The organism is Allobosea sp. CCNWLY174 (genome assembly GCF_037120455.1).
GTDB lineage: Bacteria > Pseudomonadota > Alphaproteobacteria > Rhizobiales > Beijerinckiaceae > Allobosea > Allobosea lupini.
The window spans coordinates 1,081,522-1,100,339 of record NZ_JBBBBQ010000001.1 but is presented as its reverse complement, the minus strand read 5'-3'; the positions used below and the strand labels follow the sequence as shown (position 1 = coordinate 1,100,339).

Annotated in this window: 19 protein-coding genes and 1 tRNA gene; 13 read left to right on the top strand and 7 right to left on the bottom strand. The window is 68.7% G+C overall.

Annotated elements, in window-relative coordinates:
- Positions 1–12 precede the first annotated feature (12 nt).
- Positions 13–516, top strand: a complete 504-nt coding sequence (locus V7S63_RS05300; RefSeq protein WP_091830686.1) for a hypothetical protein — start codon at positions 13–15, stop codon at positions 514–516.
- Positions 517–573: 57 nt separating this feature from the next.
- Here the strand turns inward: V7S63_RS05300 and V7S63_RS05295 are convergent, their stop codons facing one another.
- The gene (locus V7S63_RS05295) at positions 574–1,032 is read right to left on the bottom strand and encodes a hypothetical protein (RefSeq protein ID WP_336529445.1); all 459 of its coding nucleotides are present in this window, start codon (positions 1,030–1,032) and stop codon (positions 574–576) included.
- Between the two features lie 47 nt (positions 1,033–1,079).
- The gene (locus V7S63_RS05290; RefSeq protein WP_336529444.1) at positions 1,080–2,081 is read right to left on the bottom strand and encodes an SDR family oxidoreductase; all 1,002 of its coding nucleotides are present in this window, start codon (positions 2,079–2,081) and stop codon (positions 1,080–1,082) included.
- A 148-nt stretch (positions 2,082–2,229) separates the two neighbouring features.
- Between V7S63_RS05290 and V7S63_RS05285 the strand changes: the two genes are divergently transcribed.
- The 3 genes from V7S63_RS05285 (at position 2,230) to V7S63_RS05275 (ending at position 5,791) form a co-directional block, all read left to right on the top strand.
- A complete protein-coding gene (locus V7S63_RS05285; RefSeq protein WP_336529443.1) occupies positions 2,230–3,885 on the top strand; it encodes an FAD-binding dehydrogenase in 1,656 nt (551 codons plus the stop codon).
- 104 nt (positions 3,886–3,989) lie between these two features.
- On the top strand, positions 3,990–4,730 hold the full coding sequence (locus V7S63_RS05280) for a phosphatidylserine decarboxylase (protein WP_091830678.1): 741 nt from the start codon (positions 3,990–3,992) through the stop codon (positions 4,728–4,730).
- A gap of 203 nt (positions 4,731–4,933) precedes the next feature.
- Positions 4,934–5,791 (top strand): CDP-alcohol phosphatidyltransferase family protein, encoded by an 858-nt coding sequence (locus V7S63_RS05275; RefSeq protein ID WP_336529442.1) that lies wholly within the window; start codon positions 4,934–4,936, stop codon positions 5,789–5,791.
- Here the strand turns inward: V7S63_RS05275 and V7S63_RS05270 are convergent.
- Positions 5,788–6,165 carry a hypothetical protein gene (locus V7S63_RS05270; protein ID WP_143079655.1) on the bottom strand — a complete coding sequence of 126 codons (378 nt, stop codon included), beginning with the start codon at positions 6,163–6,165 and terminating at the stop codon, positions 5,788–5,790. The genes V7S63_RS05275 and V7S63_RS05270 overlap by 4 nt on opposite strands.
- 297 nt (positions 6,166–6,462) lie before the next feature.
- On the opposite strand from V7S63_RS05270, the gene V7S63_RS05265 reads away from it, so the two are divergent.
- The 5 genes from V7S63_RS05265 to V7S63_RS05245 all read left to right on the top strand — a co-directional run bounded on the left by V7S63_RS05265 (position 6,463) and on the right by V7S63_RS05245 (position 10,310).
- Entirely contained in the window at positions 6,463–7,113 is a 651-nt protein-coding gene (locus tag V7S63_RS05265) for a Maf-like protein (RefSeq protein ID WP_336529441.1), read from the top strand.
- A gap of 21 nt (positions 7,114–7,134) precedes the next feature.
- A complete protein-coding gene (locus V7S63_RS05260) occupies positions 7,135–8,562 on the top strand; it encodes an L-lactate permease (protein ID WP_336529440.1) in 1,428 nt (475 codons plus the stop codon).
- Between the two features lie 109 nt (positions 8,563–8,671).
- Positions 8,672–9,496, top strand: a complete 825-nt coding sequence (locus V7S63_RS05255; protein WP_336529439.1) for an SDR family NAD(P)-dependent oxidoreductase — start codon at positions 8,672–8,674, stop codon at positions 9,494–9,496.
- On the top strand, positions 9,486–9,695 hold the full coding sequence (yacG, locus tag V7S63_RS05250) for a DNA gyrase inhibitor YacG (RefSeq protein ID WP_336529438.1): 210 nt from the start codon (positions 9,486–9,488) through the stop codon (positions 9,693–9,695). Before V7S63_RS05255 ends, yacG begins: the two co-directional genes overlap by 11 nt.
- Before the next feature lie 539 nt (positions 9,696–10,234).
- Positions 10,235–10,310 (top strand) — tRNA-Phe (locus V7S63_RS05245).
- Positions 10,311–10,708: 398 nt separating this feature from the next.
- On the opposite strand, the gene V7S63_RS05240 is transcribed toward V7S63_RS05245, so the two are convergent.
- On the bottom strand, positions 10,709–12,424 hold the full coding sequence (locus V7S63_RS05240) for a caspase family protein (RefSeq protein WP_336529437.1): 1,716 nt from the start codon (positions 12,422–12,424) through the stop codon (positions 10,709–10,711).
- Positions 12,403–12,957, bottom strand: a complete 555-nt coding sequence (locus V7S63_RS05235; protein ID WP_336529436.1) for a hypothetical protein — start codon at positions 12,955–12,957, stop codon at positions 12,403–12,405. The genes V7S63_RS05240 and V7S63_RS05235 overlap by 22 nt, the downstream gene beginning before the upstream one ends.
- A gap of 112 nt (positions 12,958–13,069) precedes the next feature.
- On the opposite strand from V7S63_RS05235, the gene V7S63_RS05230 reads away from it, so the two are divergent.
- The 4 genes from V7S63_RS05230 (at position 13,070) to V7S63_RS05215 (ending at position 16,915) form a co-directional block, all read left to right on the top strand.
- Positions 13,070–13,549, top strand: a complete 480-nt coding sequence (locus V7S63_RS05230; protein ID WP_336529435.1) for an MgtC/SapB family protein — start codon at positions 13,070–13,072, stop codon at positions 13,547–13,549.
- Positions 13,550–13,693: 144 nt separating this feature from the next.
- The gene (locus V7S63_RS05225) at positions 13,694–14,455 is read left to right on the top strand and encodes a transglutaminase-like cysteine peptidase (protein ID WP_336529434.1); all 762 of its coding nucleotides are present in this window, start codon (positions 13,694–13,696) and stop codon (positions 14,453–14,455) included.
- A gap of 186 nt (positions 14,456–14,641) precedes the next feature.
- Positions 14,642–16,342: a hypothetical protein gene (locus tag V7S63_RS05220; RefSeq protein WP_336529433.1), complete on the top strand. Its 1,701-nt coding sequence runs from the start codon at positions 14,642–14,644 to the stop codon at positions 16,340–16,342.
- A gap of 144 nt (positions 16,343–16,486) precedes the next feature.
- Positions 16,487–16,915, top strand: coding sequence for a hypothetical protein (locus tag V7S63_RS05215; RefSeq protein WP_336529432.1), 429 nt, complete (start codon positions 16,487–16,489; stop codon positions 16,913–16,915).
- 6 nt (positions 16,916–16,921) lie between these two features.
- Here V7S63_RS05215 and V7S63_RS05210 read toward each other — a convergent pair whose 3' ends face one another.
- Positions 16,922–17,548 carry a Vgb family protein gene (locus V7S63_RS05210; RefSeq protein WP_336529431.1) on the bottom strand — a complete coding sequence of 209 codons (627 nt, stop codon included), beginning with the start codon at positions 17,546–17,548 and terminating at the stop codon, positions 16,922–16,924.
- A gap of 38 nt (positions 17,549–17,586) precedes the next feature.
- Complete coding sequence (locus V7S63_RS05205; protein ID WP_336529430.1) at positions 17,587–18,807, bottom strand: helix-turn-helix domain-containing protein; 1,221 nt, start codon at positions 18,805–18,807, stop codon at positions 17,587–17,589.
- Positions 18,808–18,818: the final 11 nt, after the last annotated feature.

The window sequence follows — 18,818 nt, the reverse complement described above, 5'->3', positions numbered from 1 at the left end:
GGGGGCTTTGCCATGTTCGTGCTCGATCCAACCACGCTGGTGGGCTTCCATACCTGGCTCAGCCTGATCGCGATCGTCGCCGGGTTCCCGATGACGGCCGCCCTGCTGAAGGGCCATCTCAGCCCGCGCTGGAATGGCATCTATCTCTCGACTGCCTTCGCGTGCAGTGCCACCGGCTACGCCTTCCCCTTCGACAGGGTGCTGCCCTCGCATATCGTCGGCGCGGTGTCGCTTGTGCTGATCGTGCTTGCGGGGCTGGCGCTCTACGCCTTCGCCCTGCGCGATGTCTGGCGGCGGATCTACGCGATCACCGCGGTGCTCTCGTTCTATCTGCTGATCTTCGTGCTGATCGCCCAGCTCTTCCTCAAGGTGAACGTCTTGCACGATATGGCGCCGACGCAGAGCGAGCCGCCCTTCGCGATCGCCCAGGTGCTGGCGCTGATCGTCTTCCTGATCCTGACCCTGCTCGCGGCGCGCCGTTTCGGCGCGGGCGTGGCTGCGGCGAGAACGGCATAAAAGAGGGCGGCCCGGAGGCCGCCCAAGTTCTCACCATGCTGGTCTTCTGATGCTGCCTCAGTTGCGGTCGACGTCGACGATCTCGCCGCGCGCGTTGATTTCGACTCGCAACTCTTCGCCGCGCCTGTCGGAGCCGTCGATGACCCAGACATTGCCGCTCCAGCGGGCTTGGTCGATCTCGGAAACGCCGTTGCGGCGCGCGATCCTGATCGCCTCGCGTTGCGAGATCATCTCGTAGCGAGCGCTGCCATAGCTGCCACGATCATAGCCTTGGCGATAATCGTCCGGCTTGTACGTGCCGCCGCGATGGGGTGCATTGTCGTAGCTTGTCGGCCCGCGCTCATATTTCGGAACGCTGTTCTCCGGCCTCAGGTCGACACCTTGCGCCATCGCCGCGACAGACGACAGCGCCAACGCGCCAGCCACCAATCCAGTCTTCAGAGGTTTCATACTCATCCTCCACGGGTCGATGATGTGTACTGATATAGAAACCGCCGTGCCTGTCAGACGTTCCAAGATCTTTCGTGACGTTTCTGAGGCAAATATTTAATCCGCCCGTTAAACTAGCCATGCCCGCCGATGATCGGCAGGATTTCGCCGGTGATGTAGCTCGAGCAGTGCGGTGAGGCGAGGAAGACATAGGCCGGGGCGATCTCCTCGGGCTGGGCCGGCCGCTTCATCGGCACTTTCGAACCGAATTCCGCCACGGCCTCGGCCGGCCGGTCCGACGGGTTGAGCGGCGTCCATACCGGGCCGGGCGCGACGGCGTTGACCCTGATCCCGCGCGGCAGCAGATGCGCCGCCAGCGACCGGGTGAAGGCATGAATGCCACCCTTGGTCGTGGCGTAGTCGATCAACTCCTTGCTCCCCTCCAGCCCGACGACCGAGCCGGTGTTGACGATGGCGCAGCCCTTGCCGAGATGCGGCAATGCCGCCTGCGTCAGATGGAAATAGCCGTGCAGATTCGTGCGGATCGTCGTGTCGAAATGCTCTTCGCTTAAGTCCTCGAAGCGGGGGGAGTGCACTTGGAAAGCAGCGTTGTTGACGAGGATGTCGAGCCCGCCGAGCGCCTTCACCGTCTTCGCCACGGCATCGCGGCAGAAGGCTGAATCGCGGATGTCGCCGGAGATGGCGATGCCCTTGCGGCCTTCCTTCTCGATCGCGGCGAGCGTTTCTCTCGCATCGGCGTTCTCGCCAAGATGCAGGATCGCGACATCGGCGCCCTCGCGGGCGAACAGCACCGCCACCGCCCGGCCGATGCCGGAATCGCCGCCGCTAATCAGCGCGACCTTGCCGTCGAGCTTTCCAGAGCCCTTGTAGAAGGGCGCATCGTACATCGGTGCCGGATCGAGCGCCGACTCCGAGCCGGGCTTGGCCTGGTGCTGGGGCTTGAACGGTGGCGCGGGGTAGACTCTGGCGCCGGTTTGCACCGCGCCATCCTTCTGCTTCGATGGCCGAGCGTCGGCGCGGGCGATGTCCTTCTGGATTCGCCGCTGCTGCTTGGCGGCGGTTTTCACCGATTTGGGCGCCTTGTCGTCTTTGCGCTTCGCGGCGGTCTTGGCCATCCGAGCCTCCTTGCGTGCTTTCCCTGTTGCTTTGGGCAACGTGTCGCTGCTGGCTCTGTTCCGCGCGCCGCCGCATCCAACGCCCTTGCGGCCAAGCGACTTCTGGGCAAGCTCGACAGTAACGGGAAACCGACGGCAGGGAGGGGGCATGGCGCTCGAGGCGGATGTGGTCATTGTCGGGGCCGGCCTTGCCGGCCTCGTCGCCGCGGCCGAATTGGCGGATGCCGGCCGCAGGGTCGTCATCGTCGACCAGGAGCCGCGGGCCTCGCTCGGCGGCCAGGCGCACTGGTCCTTCGGCGGGCTCTTCCTGATCGATTCGCCCGAGCAGCGGCGCCTGCGGATCAGGGATTCGCTCGACCTCGCCCGTCAGGACTGGTTCGGCTCGGCCCGCTTCGATCGGGAAGAGGATCATTGGCCGAAGCAATGGGCGGACGCCTATCTCGATTTCGCCGCCGGCGAGAAGCGCAGCTGGCTGCACCGGCAGGGCATGCGCTGGTTCCCGGTCGTCGGCTGGGCCGAGCGCGGCGGCTATCTCGCCACCGGCCATGGCAACTCCGTGCCGCGCTTCCACGTCACCTGGGGTACGGGCCCGGGCGTGCTCGAGCCCTTCCTGCGCCGCGTCGCGGAGGCTGAGAAGAACGGGCTGATCAAGCCTTGCTTCCGCCACCGCGTCACCGGCCTGACGCACAGCGGCGGCGCCATCGACGGCGTCGAGGGCGAGGTGCTGGAGGAGAGCGCGGTCGAACGCGGGCAGGCGAGCTCCCGGACGGTGACCGGCACTTTCGCGATCAAGGCGCAGGCCGTGATCGTCGCCTCCGGCGGCATCGGCGGCAATCACGACCTCGTCCGCCGCAACTGGCCGCAACGCCTCGGCCAGCCGCCGCAGCGGATGCTCTCCGGCGTGCCGGCCCATGTCGACGGCAAGATGCTCGGGATCGCTGAGGCGGCGGGCGGGCGGCTGATCAATGGCGACCGGATGTGGCATTATGTCGAGGGCATCGCCAACTGGGCGCCGATCTGGCCGGCACATGCCATCCGCATCCTGCCCGGCCCGTCCTCGCTCTGGTTCGATGCGCGTGGCAACCGCCTGCCGGCGCCGCTCTTCCCGGGCTTCGACACGCTCGGCACGCTGGAATACCTACGCAGGACCGGCTTCGACCATTCCTGGTTCGTCACCAGCCGCAGCATCGTCGCCAAGGAGTTCGCGCTCTCGGGCTCCGAGCAGAACCCGGACCTCACTGGCAAGAGCTGGCGCCAGGTGATCCAGCGTGCCCGGGCCGGCATGCCGGCAGCGGTCCAGGCCTTCCTCGACAAGGGCGAGGACTTCATCGTCGAGACAGATTTTTCGCGTCTGGTCTCCCGGATGAACGCGCTCGGCGGTGCCGGTTTGATCGACGAGGCGCACCTACGCACGCAGATCGAGGCGCGCGATCGCGACGCCGACAACCCCTATGGCAAGGACCTGCAGGTGACGGCGCTGCGCGGCGCGCGCGCCTATCTTGGCGACCGCCTGATCCGCACGGCCAAACCGCATCGCATCCTCGACCCCGCCCACGGCCCGCTTGTCGCGGTCCGCCTCAACATCCTGACGCGCAAATCGCTGGGCGGGCTGATGACCGATCTCTCGGCGCGCGTGCTGGGGCAGCGTGGCGAGCCGGTGCCGGGACTCTATGCGATCGGCGAAGCCGCCGGCTTCGGCGGCGGCGGCCTGCACGGCTATCGCGCGCTGGAGGGCACTTTCCTCGGCGGCTGCATCTTCTCGGGACGAGTCGCGGGAAGGGCGGCGGCGAAGGCGGTTGGCTAGGATCGATTGTCGCGCGGTCCCCGCGCCCCTTTCGCAAAAGCCCGCAAAAGCCTAAACAGCTTGCCCGCCTTGCGGTCTCAACCCCGCCGCGAAGGCCCTGCCAGATGCGCGCGCCGCGCCAACAAGAGCAACAGGACTTTACGCCCATGTCTCTCGTCGACTCCGTCCGCCGGACGATCGTGCCGATCCACAAGGAAGGCTATGTCTTCATCGCCATCGGCGTGGTGGCGACGCTCGTGCTCGGCCAGCTCTGGGGGCCCTTCGGCTGGATCGGCACGCTGATCACGCTGTGGATCTGCTATTTCTTCCGCGATCCCGTGCGCATCGTACCGCAGCGCGAGGGGCTGGTGATCTCGCCCGCCGACGGCCGCATCAGCCAGATCGCCACCGCCGTGCCGCCGCCGGAGCTTGAGCTGCCGGCCGAGCCGATGACGCGCATTTCGGTGTTCATGAACGTCTTCGACTGCCATGTGAACCGCAGCCCCGTCGCCGGCCGCCTCACCAAGATGGCCTATACGCCAGGCCTCTTCCTCAATGCCGAGCTCGACAAGGCGAGCGAGGACAATGAGCGCAATGCGCTGGCGATCGAGACGCCGGCCGGCACCATCGCGGTCGTCCAGATCGCCGGGCTGATCGCCCGCCGCATCGTGCCCTTCGTCAAGGAGGGCGATCCGCTCGGCCAGGGCGAGCGCTTCGGCCTGATCCGCTTCGGCTCGCGCGTCGACGTCTACCTGCCGCAGGGCGTCGTCCCGCTGGTCGGCGAGGGCCAGACCGCGATCGCCGGCGAGACCGTGCTGGCGGATTTCTCGGGCAACGACATCGGCCGGGCGTTCCGGGGGATTTGAGTTTCGAGGAAGGGCGCGGGAAACCCTCTCTCGTGTGGGAGAAGGGTAGGGATGAGGGCCTGCCCCAGCCGTAGAATCGCGGTGGCAGCCGCCTCACCCTGACAGTCAGCGGCGGTCCCTCACCCGTACCCCCCTCCACACGGGAGAGGGAAACCCGCGCCTGCCCATTCCCTCTCACCTGAAAACCGCGTATTCCCGCTGATATGAGCGACCTCTTTCCGCCTTTCGAACCCGAGCGCGTCGAATCGAAGCGGACCCGCTTCAAGGCGATCCCGTTCCGGCTGATCGCGCCCAATGTCGTGACGCTGATCGCCCTTTGCCTGGGCCTGACCGCAATGCGTCTCGCCGTCGACGGCAAGTTCGAATCGGCGACGATCTGCATCCTCGTCGCGGCCCTGCTCGATGGTATCGACGGGCGCCTTGCGCGCCTGCTCAAGGGCACGTCGCGCTTCGGTGCCGAGCTCGATTCGCTCTCGGACTTCGTCTGCTTCGGCGTCGCCACCGGCTTCGTGCTCTGGACCTTCGTCCTGCACGATCTGCGCTCCTTCGGCTGGATCATCGTGCTGACGCTGGCCTGTGCCATGGCGCTCAGGCTGGCGCGCTTCAACGTGATGATCGACGATCCGAACCGGCCGGAATGGCAGAAGAACTTCTTCGTCGGCATGCCGGCCCCGGCCGGCGCGATCACCGCCATGCTGCCGTTCTATCTCGACTTCGTCGGCCTGCCTGTGAGGGAGTATGGCGCTCCCTTCGTCGGCCTCTACATCCTGTTTATCGCCTTCCTGACGATCTCGCGCATCCCCTGCTATGCCGGCAAGACGCTCGGCACCCGCGTTCCGCGCGATCAGGTGCTGCCGATCTTCGTCGCCGTCGTGGTCATCGCCGGCCTGCTCTTCGCTTATCCGTTCGAGATGCTGGCGCTGGTCGTTGCGGCCTACCTCGCGCTGATCCCAGTCAGCGTGGCACGCTATCGCAAGCTGGAGCGCGAGTACGACGCCACAGCAGCGCTGCCGACGGTCGCCGAGCCGGTGCTTGAGACGGGCTCAGAACCCAAGGCTTAACGACGCTTCGACAGCCGGCTGGCATTGGCGCGGGTGCGCCGCGAGAACGGCTCCAGCGTGCTGTGGACGGCCTTGGCCGTCGCTTCGCCGAGTCCGTTCGGGGTCAGCGGGTTGAGCGCCATGCTCCACCAGAACAAGGTCGCGGCATGGCCGATGGCGAAGCTGCTCTCGGCCAGGGCCGCGGCCTTCTCGACCACGGCCTTGCTGGCCTCGCGCTGGCCCCTGGCGTCGCCCAGGGCGCCCTTGGCCAGGATCGGCATCCGCATGGCGATGGTGAGCCCGGCATCGACCTGCATCGCGACCATCTGGGCAAGGACGCTTTGCGCGTCCGCCGCCAGAGCGACGGTCGAGGCAGATCCAGTTCGTGATGCCATGGCGAAAGCTCTCCGGTGACGAGAAGGGGGCCGTGTAGGCCGAGCCTTGCGGGTCGCCGCCACGCCCGCTTGTCTGATGTGGCAAGCTAAACGGGTTAGTGCAATCCGGAACCATGCATGGCGACGCTCAAATTCTGCGCATTGCACAGGAGATGCAGTCACCCCACGCGCGAGCGGCAGGACAACCAGTTGGCCGGGCTTCCGCGGAGAGGGCCTGGACATAGAGGGCTTGGGATATTCCGCAACTGGCTCTAAAGCCTTGCGGGAAATCGTCCCGGACGCGCAGCGAGCCGACACTTGAATCTCTTCAACTCCCAGAAGCCGCCGGGCTGGCGCCCGAAGCTGGTCCTGGCCTCGGCCTCGCCGCGGCGCCTTGCCCTGCTCGAACAGGCCGGACTCAAGCCCGACGCGCTGCTGCCCTCCGATCTCGACGAGAGCCCGCTCAAGGGCGAGCGCCCGCGCGATCTCGCCCGCCGGCTCGCCCGCGCCAAAGCCGAGGCCGGGCTTGCCGGGCTGAAAGGGCGGCCCGATCTCGAAAGTGCCTATATCCTCGCCGCCGACACCGTGGTCGCTGTCGGCCGGCGTATCCTGCCCAAGGCCGAGATCGTCGACGAGGCCGCAGCGTGCCTGCGCCTGCTCTCGGGTCGGGCGCACCGGGTCTATACCGGTGTCGCGCTGGCGACGCCGGCGGGCACGATCCGCGAGCGCATCGTCGAGACGCGGCTGCGCTTCAAGCGACTCTCGAACGAGGATATCGAGAACTACCTCGCCTCGGGCGAATGGCGCGGCAAGGCCGGCGCCTATGCCATCCAGGGCATCGCCGGCTCCTTCGTCGTCAAGCTCGTCGGCTCCTATACCGGCGTCGTTGGCCTGCCGCTCTACGAAACGGTCAACCTGCTCGGCGGCGAGGGCTTCCCGATCCGCCTCGGCTGGCTGAATGTCGGCTGAGCGGGCGTAGGCCAGACGATCATGGTTCTGGTCTGGCTCTCGCCGCTGATCCTCTTCCTCGGATTGATCCTGTCCGGGCGTTCGGCGCTGAGCGCCGGGCTGGCCGGCACGCTCTGCGCCGCGCTCGTCGCCTACATCGCTGGCCCCAGCCAGCCCGACGCCGCTGCGATCATCGGGCATTTCGCCGCCGGAGCCTGGATCGGCCTGCCGGCGACACTGGTCATCATTGCGGGGCTCGCCTTTTCCCTCAGCCTGGAGAAGGCAAGCGATAACGCCGACCCGGCCCTGCCCGAACATGGCGCGCTGGCCGAGGCCTGCCTGCTGCGCGGGCCGTTCCTGGAGACCGCGACCGGCTTCGGCGTCGGCTATGTCGTCGCCGTTTCCGGCGCCCGGCGCCTCGGCGTCGACAAGGCGCCGGCACTGGCGCTCGCCACCTTCAGCCAGATCCTGGTGCCCTGGGGTGCGCTCGGCATCGGCACCAGGATCAGCGCCGATATCGCCGGAGTCCCGCTCGCGGCATTGATCTGGCGGATCGCGCTGGCGACGGCGCTGCTCGGGGCGATGCTGCTGCCGCTGTTCTGGCACCTGTCGCGGCAGGCCAGGCTGCCGCCCGCGCTCTCCGACCGCCTCGAATGGGCCGGCCTGATCGCGTTGCTGATGGCCCTGCTCGTCGCCGCGAATCTCACTCTGCCGCTGGAACTCGCTGCCATCGCGGCGCTGGCGCCGGTGATGCTGCTGCGTGTCCTGCGCGTGAAGGGCTGGGCCGGGCTCGATCGGGCACTGCTGGCGCGTTTGTCGCCCTATATCGCCCTTGTCGTCGCACTGGCGCTGATGCGGCTGGTGCCGGCGGTCCATGACCGGCTCGAGCATCCGTCCTTCAAGCCGTTCGCCGACGCCTCGACCTTCGCGCCGCTGCTCTCGCCGGCGCTGCCGCTGCTCGTCATCGCGCTCGTGGTCGCCCTGCGCCGGGGCGGGGCGAAGCAGGCGACCACCCTGATGAAGCTGACGCTGCGGCGTTCGGGGCGGGCGGCGCTGCTGACCTTCCTGCTCGTCGGCATGGCCTGGATCATGGTCGGCTCCGGCCTTGCCGGCGGCATCGGGCTCGCCGTCAGCAGCGTGCTCGGTTCCTGGTCGGCCGGCATCGTGCCGGTCGCGGGGGCGCTCGGCGGCTATCTCACCGGCTCGAACACCGGCGCCGGCGCGGTCTCGATGCCGCTCGCGACCGCGCTCGTCCCGGCCGGTGAAGCGAGGCTGGCGGTGATCGCCGCCGCGGTCGTCGCCGGCAGCCTGCTCACGGCAGTCAGCCCGGTCCGCGTCACCATGGGCCAGGTCCTGATCAAGGCGACGACGCCTGAGACCGGGCAGGCAATGCGCGCGCTCTGGCCCTGGTTCGTGCTGGTCGTCGGCCTCACCACCGCCATCGCGCTCGCGGCCGCGCAACTCGCCTGAGCGCTGTCCACGCGCATGCCGGCTTGCATGCCATGCGCTTGCTCCGGCCGCTGCGAGTGCCGATGGTGGCGCCAACGGCAAGCAAGCGTGCAGGGCAGGGAACATCGCCATGACGAAACGTCTCGAAGGCAAGGTCGCGATCGTCGCCGGCGCGGGCTCGATCGGCCCGGGCTGGGGCAATGGCAAGGCGACGGCGACGGTGTTCGCCCGCGAGGGCGCCAGGGTCGTTTGCGCCGACCGCAACCTCGAGGCTGCGCAGGAGACCGCGAACATCATCGCCAGCGAAGGCGGCGAGGCCTTCGCGATCCGCACCGATGTCACCAGCGAGGACGATTTGCGTGCGCTGGTCGCGGCGACTTTGGGCCGTTACGGCCGCATCGACGTGCTCGACAACAATGTCGGCATCGCCGAGGTCGGCAGCGTCGTCGACCTGCCGCTGGAGACCTGGGAGCGCGTCTTCAGGGTCAACCTGACCGGCTGCTTCCTGGCGATGAAGCATGTGATCCCGGTGATGCAGCGCCAGTTCGCCGAGGGCGGGCAGGGCGGCTCGATCATCAACATCTCCTCGATCGCCTCGATCCGCCACACCGGCGTGCCCTATGCCAGCTATGGCGCCAGCAAGGCGGCGATGAACCAGCTCACCCGCACCACGGCGGCCCAGTACGCTCCGCAGAAGATCCGCGTGAACGCCGTGCTGCCCGGGCTGATGAAGACGCCGATGGTCGAGCATTCGGCCGGGCTCGCCCAGACCTATGGCAAGGGCGACGTCGCAGCGATGTGGGCCAAGCGAGACTCGCAGGTTCCGATGGGCCACATGGGCGAGGCCTGGGACGTCGCCTGGGCGGCGCTCTTCCTCGCCAGCGACGAAGCGCGCTATGTCACCGGCATCGAGCTTCCAGTCGATGGCGGAGTGACCTTGCAATATGGCGCCTGAACAACCGGAAAATCCCGCCCCGCCCGCGCGGCCTTGCCCGATCTGCGGCAAGCCGGCCGTGCAGCGCTTCAAGCCGTTCTGCTCGTCCCGCTGCGCCGATATCGACCTCGGCCGCTGGCTCAAGGGCAACTACGTGATCCCAGGCGACCCGCTGGAGGAAACCGAGGAAGCACCGACGCGGCAGGGCGAGGACAACTAGAGCATTTTCGAGCGAAGTGGACGCCGGTTCGCGGGAAGAAAATGCGATAAGACAAAGATGTAGAGCGGTTCCGCGATTCGGAGAATTGCGGAACCGCTCTAATGGAAAGGCCCGGCGTTTCCCTCTCGGGAGGACGCCGGGCCATTCGCTGACCGGCCGCGCGACGGGTCAGGACTTTTCGGTGGGCTCATCGCCCTGAATTCCGCCTCCCGCGCGATCGAACTGCCGGTACATCCGCGGCGTGCTCAAGATCGGCGGTAGGCACGGCGCCATCGCTGGCGCCGCCGCATCAACCCGACCACCGCGCTTTGGTTCCAGGGCTTGTCAGCATCTGCGTTGCCGCGTTCGCGGCCAGCCTGGCGCGAGGCGGCATTCGCGCCGGGCGCAGTGGAAAAAGGGCCGTCTCAGCCCCGATTTTTCGTCCCCTTGCCGGTCAGGACGAAATTTTCCCACCGGCAGGATCGTTTGTCGGCTGGACAGCCCATGCCCATGCCTCTATATCGCCTCCACCAACCGAAGCGCGGCGCGCTTCGCGGGACGCCCAGGTAGCTCAGTTGGTAGAGCATGCGACTGAAAATCGCAGTGTCGCTGGTTCGATTCCAGCCCTGGGCACCATTCTTCCTTCTAGCAGTTTCGATGGCGCCCAAATTGCCGGGGCTTTCAGTGCGTAATGGCGCATACTCTGGGCTGGGTTACTAAGTTCATCGATATCAATGCGGAAGTCGGCCAAGCTTGCCTTCGCTTCCTGTGTTTATTCTCATAATGTTCTATTGAGCGGCGAAAGATGTCAGGATGCGCCGCCTTCCCCCAACCGCGCTCATCGAAGATCGGCTCCACGATCTCCTGATGCGCGGCCGACAACTGCTGCAATCGCCCGATCGGACGAAACGACGGCCGGCCCTGCTGTTCCTTCTAGGCGGCGAGCGCCTCGCTAGCGATCGGGTAGTCGGCCGAGGGAGCGATGGCTGTTGTGCTCACCTCCTCGACAAATCGCACGACGCCCACTACGCCACTCACCGCCCACTCGCCGGCCTGGCCGTCCCAGCCGGATCGGTGGCGAGCGGTGCGGTATGGTGGCCGGGCAGCACGACGGTGTTGCCGGCAGCGTAGAGGAGGCAGGAGCCGGTCGCTCCGTCGCGGGCCGGATCGTCGTTGCAGACCTTCAAGGCCTCGGTCTCGGCCGCGAGGGCGCTGGCCGCCCCGGTCCTGACGAAGATGCGGCCGAGCGGGTGGATCGCCATCGCCTTCGGTTCGCGCGCCCGGCCATAGCCGGCGATGTCGGCTTCCTTGCGCCGTTCCGCCGTGATCGCCGGCACCTTGTCGGGGCGATAGCGGCCGTCGTGGCGCAGCCGCTCCATGTCCCGGCGCGGCCACTCCCCGCCCTGTTGCGGCGTGCGGAACGCCTCGTTCACGGCGAACAGGACGCAGGGCTCGTCGTTGCGAAGCTGGCAGCGCTCCAGGGCCAGTTCCTCGGCCGCAGCAGCTGAGGGGCTCTCGGCGACGCGAAAGCTTCGCTGCTGCTTCGGCGAGATGGCGATGGCGCGGTGCTGCTTGCTCTCCTGGTAGGCCTGCAAGGCGCGCACCTGCGCTTCGAGGCGCCCGCGGGGAACCGTGCGGTCGAGGCTCAGGACGCTGAGCAGCAGCGCCTCGCGCCCCTCGGGCGTTGCCGGATCGAGCGCTGTCGCGCTGCTTGCGTCGGGGCGGCGCAGGTCGGGCGAGCGATTGCGCTCCATCTCCTCCAGCCGGTTGCGCGCCAGCGAAGCGAAGACGCCGGCCGGGAAGCGCGCCAGATAGGCGCGCAGATCGGCCGGGTTGCGGCTGCTGCGCACGCTTTCCCAGAACACCGTCTCGGCGCCGGGCACTGCTGTGCCTGGGGCCTGAGCGGCAGCGGAAGGGGCTGCCGCCGGAGCCGGCGCAGAGGCGGCTGCGGCGCGGAAATAGAAGCTGCCCTCCAGCGCCGAGTTCTCCCACGGCACCTGGCGCCCCTGCGTCGCCTCGCGGACCTCGCGCCGGACCTCGGCCATGAGCTGGCGAATCTCCAGCCCCGGCGTCTCGATGCGCTTCAGCAGGGCGGTGGTGAAGGGGCTGTTCCGGCCGCGACCGTCATCGGCCACCGTGCCGGGCGCGGTGGCGAAAGCGAGCAGCGTCCCGACCGTTGCGCTCGCCTGGCCGAGCCCGGATGCAGCCGGCGCGCCGCGACCCGAGGCCTGCAGGCGCTTGCGGAAGGGATTGTCGCGGCAGGCATCGAGAACGAGGATCGAAAGCCGCGCCGCGCCGTCGAGCTGTTCGAGCACGCTGTCGACATCGAGCGCCTCGAAACGCAAATCCCGGTCGCTGCGGATCTCCGCCGGCGCGGGCAGGAGCCAGTTGCGCCCGGACGCCTCGAGCCCGTGGCCGGCGAAGAAGAAGAACGCCGCATCGGCGCCGCGGGCGCGCTGGCCGAGGCGCCTGACCCCTGCTTCCAGTGCTAGCCGATCAGGGTCGACCAGCGTTTCCGTCTCGAAGCCGAGGCGGTCGAGCACCGCGCCGAGGTCCCGCGCATCGTTCGGCGGGTTGGGGAGCGGGGGCACGTTGCGATAGGCGCCGACGCCGACGATCAGAGCAACGCGGCGCTCTTGCTGCGCGACGGCGGCGGAGGCCGTGAGAAGCAATCCGAAGACGAACAGAGACAGCCGGTGAGCGGCCTCCCGGCGGCGCCACAGTCCCGTCAGCCCATTGCCGAACCGCATGGCGCGACCCCAGCTCGCAACCTTTCCGCCAGAGTCGCATTTCGGCAGGCGGGCCGCAACACGCGATGTCCCGGGCCTCCTAGAGCAACTCCAGCTGAAGTGCGGAGCGGTCTTGCGTCCAGAATTGCGGGGAAACGAAGAGCTAAAGCATTTGCGAGCGAAGCGGACACAGGTTTGCGCGAAGAAAATGCGCTAAAACAAAGGCTTGGAACAAGTCCGTGACTCGAAGACTTGCGGAGTTGCTCCAGGCTGTCAGGAGAGGCGCCTGTCCGCAGCTCGGCGATGCGCTCGATCATGTCGCGGTGCTCGGCCAGCAGCTCCTGCAGCGGACCGATCGGCCGGAACGCCCGCTGGTCCTGCTCTTCCTCGCCTTGCTCGGCCCAGGCGGCGATCGCCTCGTCGGCGGCGGCGAGATGGTCGACCGACAAAACGAGCGGTATGGCGCCTGCCTCCTCGGCGAGGCGTCTCGCGATCTGACGGCGCAGCTCCTCCTCGCGTTGGAGCATCGGCTCGAGCGGGTCGGTATAGGGCATCTATCGAACCTTGCTTGGATGCGGTGGTCTTGGCGGCAGGAACTACGCGTGGCAACAGCTTGCTCTCTCGCGCGTTCAGGACGCACGGGCAATCGTCACGCGGAGGGGAACCATGAGCCTCGATGAGCTGAGTTTCGACATCTGGGCCGAGGTCGACCTCCTGCTGCGCCTGCTGGCCGGGATGGCGGCCGGGATCGTCGTCGGCTGGGAGCGGACCGGCAGGCAGAGCGCCGCCGGCATTCGCACCTTCGGGCTCGTCGGCCTCGGCACGGCTGCTGCTGCGACCATCTTCAGCGAACCGCAGCAGATCGACGCCGCCAGCCGCGTGGTGCAGGGGATCCTCACCGGCATCGGCTTCCTCGGCGCCGGCGTGATCGTACTGCGCAAGGGCCACTCCGCGCCGCAGGGCCTGACGACGGCGGCGGCGATCTGGGTTACCGCGGCGCTCGGCTGCGCTGCCGGGCTCGGCGATCATGCCATCGTGGCGTCGGCGACCGTGCTCGCGCTGGGGCTGCTGATCGTGGATCATTCGATCGAGCGCCGGGCCGGCCGGCCAGATCGCGTGCAGGGCAGTGGCGACGGAGTTGCGTGATCGGGCTGAAACCGCCCAGCCGAACGCTTTGCCTTGCTGTCGAATTGGGAAGGTTTTTAAGTAAAATCAGTATATTACGGTAAAATTCTCACCTCGCGAGCTACTGCACGTGTCGCGCATTCTGTGGACGGGGCGCCTTCAGCCGTGCTTCGGTCGTCCGAATCTCCCGTCATTTCTCATCACAGAATCGCCTTCTTTCTTAAGCAAAGGCGCCCATCCTTCCGACTGCCGATCCCGCGCTCTCCCCTTAGCAAGGCGGACCATGATGTGGTTTCGACCATGACGATGCCTGCCTTCATCACGGCATGGGCGGGCGTTGTCGCTCTGCTCGCCGGAAGCGTGCCGAGCGCTGCCAGGGCCGATCAGCTCGCGGCGCGGACCCGCGGGCCGGCGTCGCCGCCGCCGGCATTCCTCGATTTCTGCGCCAGGAACCCGGTGGAATGCCGCCGATCCGGCGTTCTGACGCGGCAGGTTGTGCTGACGCCGGAGCGCCAGCGCGACCTGCAGGAGGTCAATGCGCGGGTGAACGCCGCGATATGGGAAATCTCCGACCGGGAGCATCATGGCCGTGAGGATGTCTGGAGCATCCCGGCCGACGGGCAGGGCGATTGCGAAGATTTCGCGCTGTTGAAGCGCAAGCACCTGATCGAGCGCGGCTGGCCGTCATCGGCCCTGCTGATCGCGGTCGTCGGCACGCCCGCTGGCGAGGGACACGCGGTGCTGATGGCGATAACCTCCGAGGGGGATCTCGTTCTCGACAACAAGACCTCCCGCCTGCTGCCCTGGACGCAAACCGGATATCTGTTTTTCACCCGCATGTCGCAGTCCAATCCCCGCGCCTGGGAAGCGATCGATGGCGGCACTATCGCCGTGACCGCCGCGACCCGCCGCTCGTATCGTCCCTGAGCGGGCCGCTCGCCGAGAATGCCCCGTCCGGTAAGACGGGGCATGTCATGACGTGTGCGCTCAGATCCGTGCCGGCTGCTGGCCGAAGGCGCTCGCATCGTTCGCCTGGCAACGCGCACGATCCGGCCGGGCTGGCACATGGCCCGGCCGAATGGAGCTGCCGCGTCAGCGGCTGAGGCCGCCACCGTGGCCACCGCCACCGCCTCCGCCGCCACCATGGCCACCGCCACCGCCGCCGCCGCCACCATGGCCACCGCCACCGCCGCCAAGGCCGCCGCCGCCGTTGCCACCGTGGCCTCCGCCGTTGCCGCCACCGCCGTGGCCGCCGCCACCGTTGCCGCCACCGTTACCGCCGTGACCTCCACCTCCGCCATTGCCGCCGTGGCCTCCGCCACCATTGCTCCCGTTCCCGCCGCCGCCGTGGCCGCCACCTCCACCGCCGCCGCCATGGCCACCGCCGCCATGGCCGCCGCCACCGTGGCCTCCGCCACCGTGGCCTCCGCCGCCATTGCCGCCGTGGCCACCGCCGCCATGGCCACCGTGGCCACCGCCGCCGCCACCGTGGCCGCCACCTCCGTGGCCACCGCCGCCGCCATGGCCGCCACCGCCGTGACCTCCACCTCCGCCATTGCCGCCGTGGCCTCCGCCGCCATTACCGCCATGGCCACCGCCGCCACCTCCGTGACCTCCACCTCCGCCACTGCCACCCTGGCCGCCGCCACCTCCGCCACTGCCACCCTGGCCGCCGCCACCTTGACCACCGCCGCCCTGACCGCCGCCACCCTGGCCACCGCCGCCCTGACCGCCGCCACCCTGACTGCCGCCGCCCTGACCGCCGCCACCCTGGCCACCGCCGCCCTGACCGCCGCCGCCCTGGCCGCCGCCACCCTGACCGCCGCCACCCTGACCGCCGCCACCCTGGCCGCCGCCGCCCTGACCGCCGCCACCCTGACCACCGCCGCCCTGACCGCCGCCACCCTGACTGCCGCCGCCCTGACCGCCGCCACCCTGACCGCCGCCACCCTGGCCGCCGCCACCCTGGCCGCCGCCGCCCTGACCGCCGCCACCCTGACCACCGCCGCCCTGGCCGCCGCCACCTTGACCGCCGCCACCCTGGCCACCGCCGCCACTATTGCTTGCGGAGCCGCCGCCCGAGCCGTCATTGGACGAGCCCCCAGCGCCGCCGCCAAAGCCGTCACTGCCGTTACGGCCGTTGCCTCCCGCATCGCCAGGGCCGCTTGGCCCTCCCGAGGACAAGGCTCCCGTCGTCAGCGGCGGGCAGGCCCAGTATTGGTTGCCGCCCTGCTGGACCACGGTGCAGCCGGGACCGGGCGCGCGCGTGCGCCTCCCGTTGGCGGCGACGATATTGTAGTATTGGACATTGCCGGCCGCGGTGCCCTGGGGGACTGTGGCGGTGGCGCCGATCGACGCGGTGGCAAGCGGCGGGCAGGCCCACAGCAGGTCGCGTTCGGACTGCATGACGACGCAGTCCCGGCTCGGTGCCCGGGTCCTGCGGCCGTTTGGGGAGACGGCGTTGTAATATCGCACTCCGCCGGCATCCGACGCGCTTGGGCCGGATGCGGATGCGGTCGGGCGGAACGGGTTGCCACGCGCCGCCGGATCGCATTCCCAAAGCCAATTGTCTCTGATGAGCTTGCGTTCGCAGCCGCTATGGGGCTGCGGCGTCGGGTTGCCGTTGACGGCAAAGCCCTCGTGGTATTCAGGCCATGGGCTCGTCCCTTGGGCATAAGCAAAGGTCGACGTGGTCGCGAGAAGTCCCGCAATAAAGATCTTGCTCGGCAGGTACCGCATGACGTGCCTCCCGCCCGGGCGGTCGAGCGGCCGCTCAGCGCAAAAAAGAGATGTATTCGGGATGGCTTGTTCTAGACGCTCGAACACGGCCAAGCCGGCATGTTGAGCAATAGCATGTGGTATTGACTTGATTTTATTCTATTCGAGTGAAAACTTTAGGTCGCTCGAACTAATCCGAAGGGATTACTGTCGGGCGAGCTGCCGGAAGGAAGGCGAGAGATGATGACGTATTGGAAATGGTTGGTGCCGGCACTGGCGGCATTGCTGCTCTTCCATCCAGCACACGCCCAGATCGGCACGCCGGGCAATGCGCCGCTGACGCCGGACGGCCCGCGCCAGGGTCTGGGGCCGCCGTCGATCTTCGACAACCAGCCCGATATCAGGCTGCACGCGCCGGGTGCCGGCGGCATCCCCGGCGCCGGCCCGCCGGTCGACTATGGCGGCACGCCGCGGGGCGCGCCGCGCTCGTCGAACCCGATCACCATGCCGCGCTACGGGTCGAGTGATCCCGCGCTGCGCAGTGTGGTCACGGCCTATTGCAGGACGTCGCGCCGGGCCTGCGCGGCGCCAAGTCGACTTCGGGTTGGTGCGGCCTGCTCTTGCCGCCTGCCGAACGGAACGCGACAGCGCGGGCGCGTCGTCCGCTGACCTGACTCAGCGCCGGGCCACCGCCCTGACCACGCCGTTCTTCCCGCCGCCGCCGCAATAGAAGCGATCGCCGCCCGCTTCCATGCCGGAGACGAAGGTGCCCTCCGGCATGCGCATGGCGTCGAGCACCGCGCCGCTCTCGGGGTCGACCCGCCGGATCTCGCTTTCCTCGTTCTCCCAGGTCGCATGCCAGAGCTCGCCGTCGCTCCAGGTCACGCCGGTGACGAAGCGGTTGGACTGCAGCGTGCGCAGCACCTTGCCGGTTTCCGGATCGATCTGGTGGATCTGGCGCTCGCGGTAGTGCCCGACCCAGAGCGTGCCCTCCGCCCAGGCGAGGCCGGAATCGCCGCCACCGGCGGGTGCCGGAATGGTCGAGAGCACACGCCCGCTCTCCGGGTCGATCTTCTGGATGCGGTCCTCGGCGATCTGGTAAAGGTGCTTGCCGTCGAAGGCGGTGCCGGCATGGGCGGGGACGTCGAGGCTGCGGGTCGTCTCGCCGCTGTCGGGATCGAGCGCATTGAGCTTGTCGCCCGAGGCGAACCAGACTCGGCTGCCGTCATAGCTGACGCCGTGCACGGCCTCGATGCCGGGGAAGGGGCCGTATTCGCGGACGATCCTGGCTGTCCTGGTCATGGGAATATCTCCTCTGTTCGGTTGGACCGGGACGAGATCTAGCGATCCGGCAGCGGGGCAGGGAGTAACAAGGCTGTCGGGAAACCCGGCACCGGCGGGGTCAGCCAGCGCCGCGCCCGCGCCTTGCCGAAGGACTCGATCTTGCCGGCCCCAGCCAGCGTCTCGAGCGCGCGCTGCATGTTGCGCTGGCTCGTGCCGAGCGCCAGCGCCAAGGCCGAGCTCGACCAGGCCTCGCCATCGGCGAGAAGGGCGAGCACGTCGGCATGCGCCTCTTCCAGCGGCTGCGCCAGCACCGCGACCTCGCCCGCCCGGCGCGGCTTCAGGGCAAAGCCGCGCTGGGTCGCGCTGATTTCGGCGATCCCGTGCAGTTCGGCGCGCAGCCGCCCGATCTCGACCCGCAGGCGGGCACGATGCGATTCGTCCGCCTCCTTCGCCCGGAAGGCCCGTTTCAGCAGATCTTCGCGCGAGACATCCGCCGGCCAGGCCTCGGCGAGGGCGCGAGCGAGCGCGAACAGCACGGGGCGAGTGGCGAGCGGCACGGCCGTACCTGCCTCGCGTACCACGTTGCGGCAGGCATCGACGACGAAGCTGCCCGAGGCGAGCAGCGCCGCGACCTCGCCCAGCAGCAGCGGGCGTTCCGTGCCACGCAGGATCAATCGCGCCGCCGGGGCTGCCAGTACGCGCGCGGCGGCCTCGACTTCGGCCATCAGTGCCGGGATGCGGGCGCGTTCGGCTGCCTCTGCCGCTTGTGCGAACGCTGCGCGGGCCGCCTCCGCCTGCAGCCGTCTGAGCGCGATGCCGCCGATGGCGAGCGCGCGCGCCGCATCCAGCGCCGGCGGTAGCGGGCTCTTGTCGAAGCCGCCGAGCAGGCGCTCGGCCTCGCCGAGCCGGCCGATCAGCAGCAGCCGGCGCACCTCGATCGTGCGGGCATGGGCGGCGTTGAGCCGGTCGCCATGGGCTTCGAGCACCGCGCGCGCCGCATCGAGCGCCTTGGCCGGCCAGCCGAGATCGCGCGAGACCAAGGCGATCTCGGCTTCGGCCAGGATGCAGCGGGCCCGCGCCACCGGCTCCTTCGCGCCAAAGCCCTGGCCGGCGCGCTTCAGCAATGCTTTGGCCCTGGCGAGGTCGCCGAGCTGCGCCATGGCGATGCCGCGCAGCGCCAGCGCCGGCGCATCTTCGCGCAGGGCGACATGGTTGAGCGCCCCGAACGGATCGCCCGCCGCCAGGGCCCGCCCGGCCGCGGTGATCAGCGAGTCCATGCCCAGCTTTC

What these genes read in the sequence shown, in the direction of transcription:
- V7S63_RS05300 (WP_091830686.1), top strand. Translation starts at nt 13, where the DNA reads ATGTTCGTGCTCGATCCAACCACGCTGGTGGGCTTCCATACCTGGCTC.
- V7S63_RS05290 (WP_336529444.1), bottom strand. Translation starts at nt 2,081, where the DNA reads ATGGCCAAGACCGCCGCGAAGCGCAAAGACGACAAGGCGCCCAAATCG.
- V7S63_RS05285 (WP_336529443.1), top strand. Translation starts at nt 2,230, where the DNA reads ATGGCGCTCGAGGCGGATGTGGTCATTGTCGGGGCCGGCCTTGCCGGC.
- V7S63_RS05280 (WP_091830678.1), top strand. Translation starts at nt 3,990, where the DNA reads ATGCGCGCGCCGCGCCAACAAGAGCAACAGGACTTTACGCCCATGTCT.
- V7S63_RS05275 (WP_336529442.1), top strand. Translation starts at nt 4,934, where the DNA reads ATGAGCGACCTCTTTCCGCCTTTCGAACCCGAGCGCGTCGAATCGAAG.
- V7S63_RS05270 (WP_143079655.1), bottom strand. Translation starts at nt 6,165, where the DNA reads ATGGCATCACGAACTGGATCTGCCTCGACCGTCGCTCTGGCGGCGGAC.
- V7S63_RS05260 (WP_336529440.1), top strand. Translation starts at nt 7,135, where the DNA reads ATGGTTCTGGTCTGGCTCTCGCCGCTGATCCTCTTCCTCGGATTGATC.
- V7S63_RS05255 (WP_336529439.1), top strand. Translation starts at nt 8,672, where the DNA reads ATGACGAAACGTCTCGAAGGCAAGGTCGCGATCGTCGCCGGCGCGGGC.
- yacG (WP_336529438.1), top strand. Translation starts at nt 9,486, where the DNA reads ATGGCGCCTGAACAACCGGAAAATCCCGCCCCGCCCGCGCGGCCTTGC.
- V7S63_RS05240 (WP_336529437.1), bottom strand. Translation starts at nt 12,424, where the DNA reads ATGCGGTTCGGCAATGGGCTGACGGGACTGTGGCGCCGCCGGGAGGCC.
- V7S63_RS05235 (WP_336529436.1), bottom strand. Translation starts at nt 12,957, where the DNA reads ATGCCCTATACCGACCCGCTCGAGCCGATGCTCCAACGCGAGGAGGAG.
- V7S63_RS05230 (WP_336529435.1), top strand. Translation starts at nt 13,070, where the DNA reads ATGAGCCTCGATGAGCTGAGTTTCGACATCTGGGCCGAGGTCGACCTC.
- V7S63_RS05215 (WP_336529432.1), top strand. Translation starts at nt 16,487, where the DNA reads ATGATGACGTATTGGAAATGGTTGGTGCCGGCACTGGCGGCATTGCTG.
- V7S63_RS05210 (WP_336529431.1), bottom strand. Translation starts at nt 17,548, where the DNA reads ATGACCAGGACAGCCAGGATCGTCCGCGAATACGGCCCCTTCCCCGGC.
- V7S63_RS05205 (WP_336529430.1), bottom strand. Translation starts at nt 18,807, where the DNA reads ATGGACTCGCTGATCACCGCGGCCGGGCGGGCCCTGGCGGCGGGCGAT.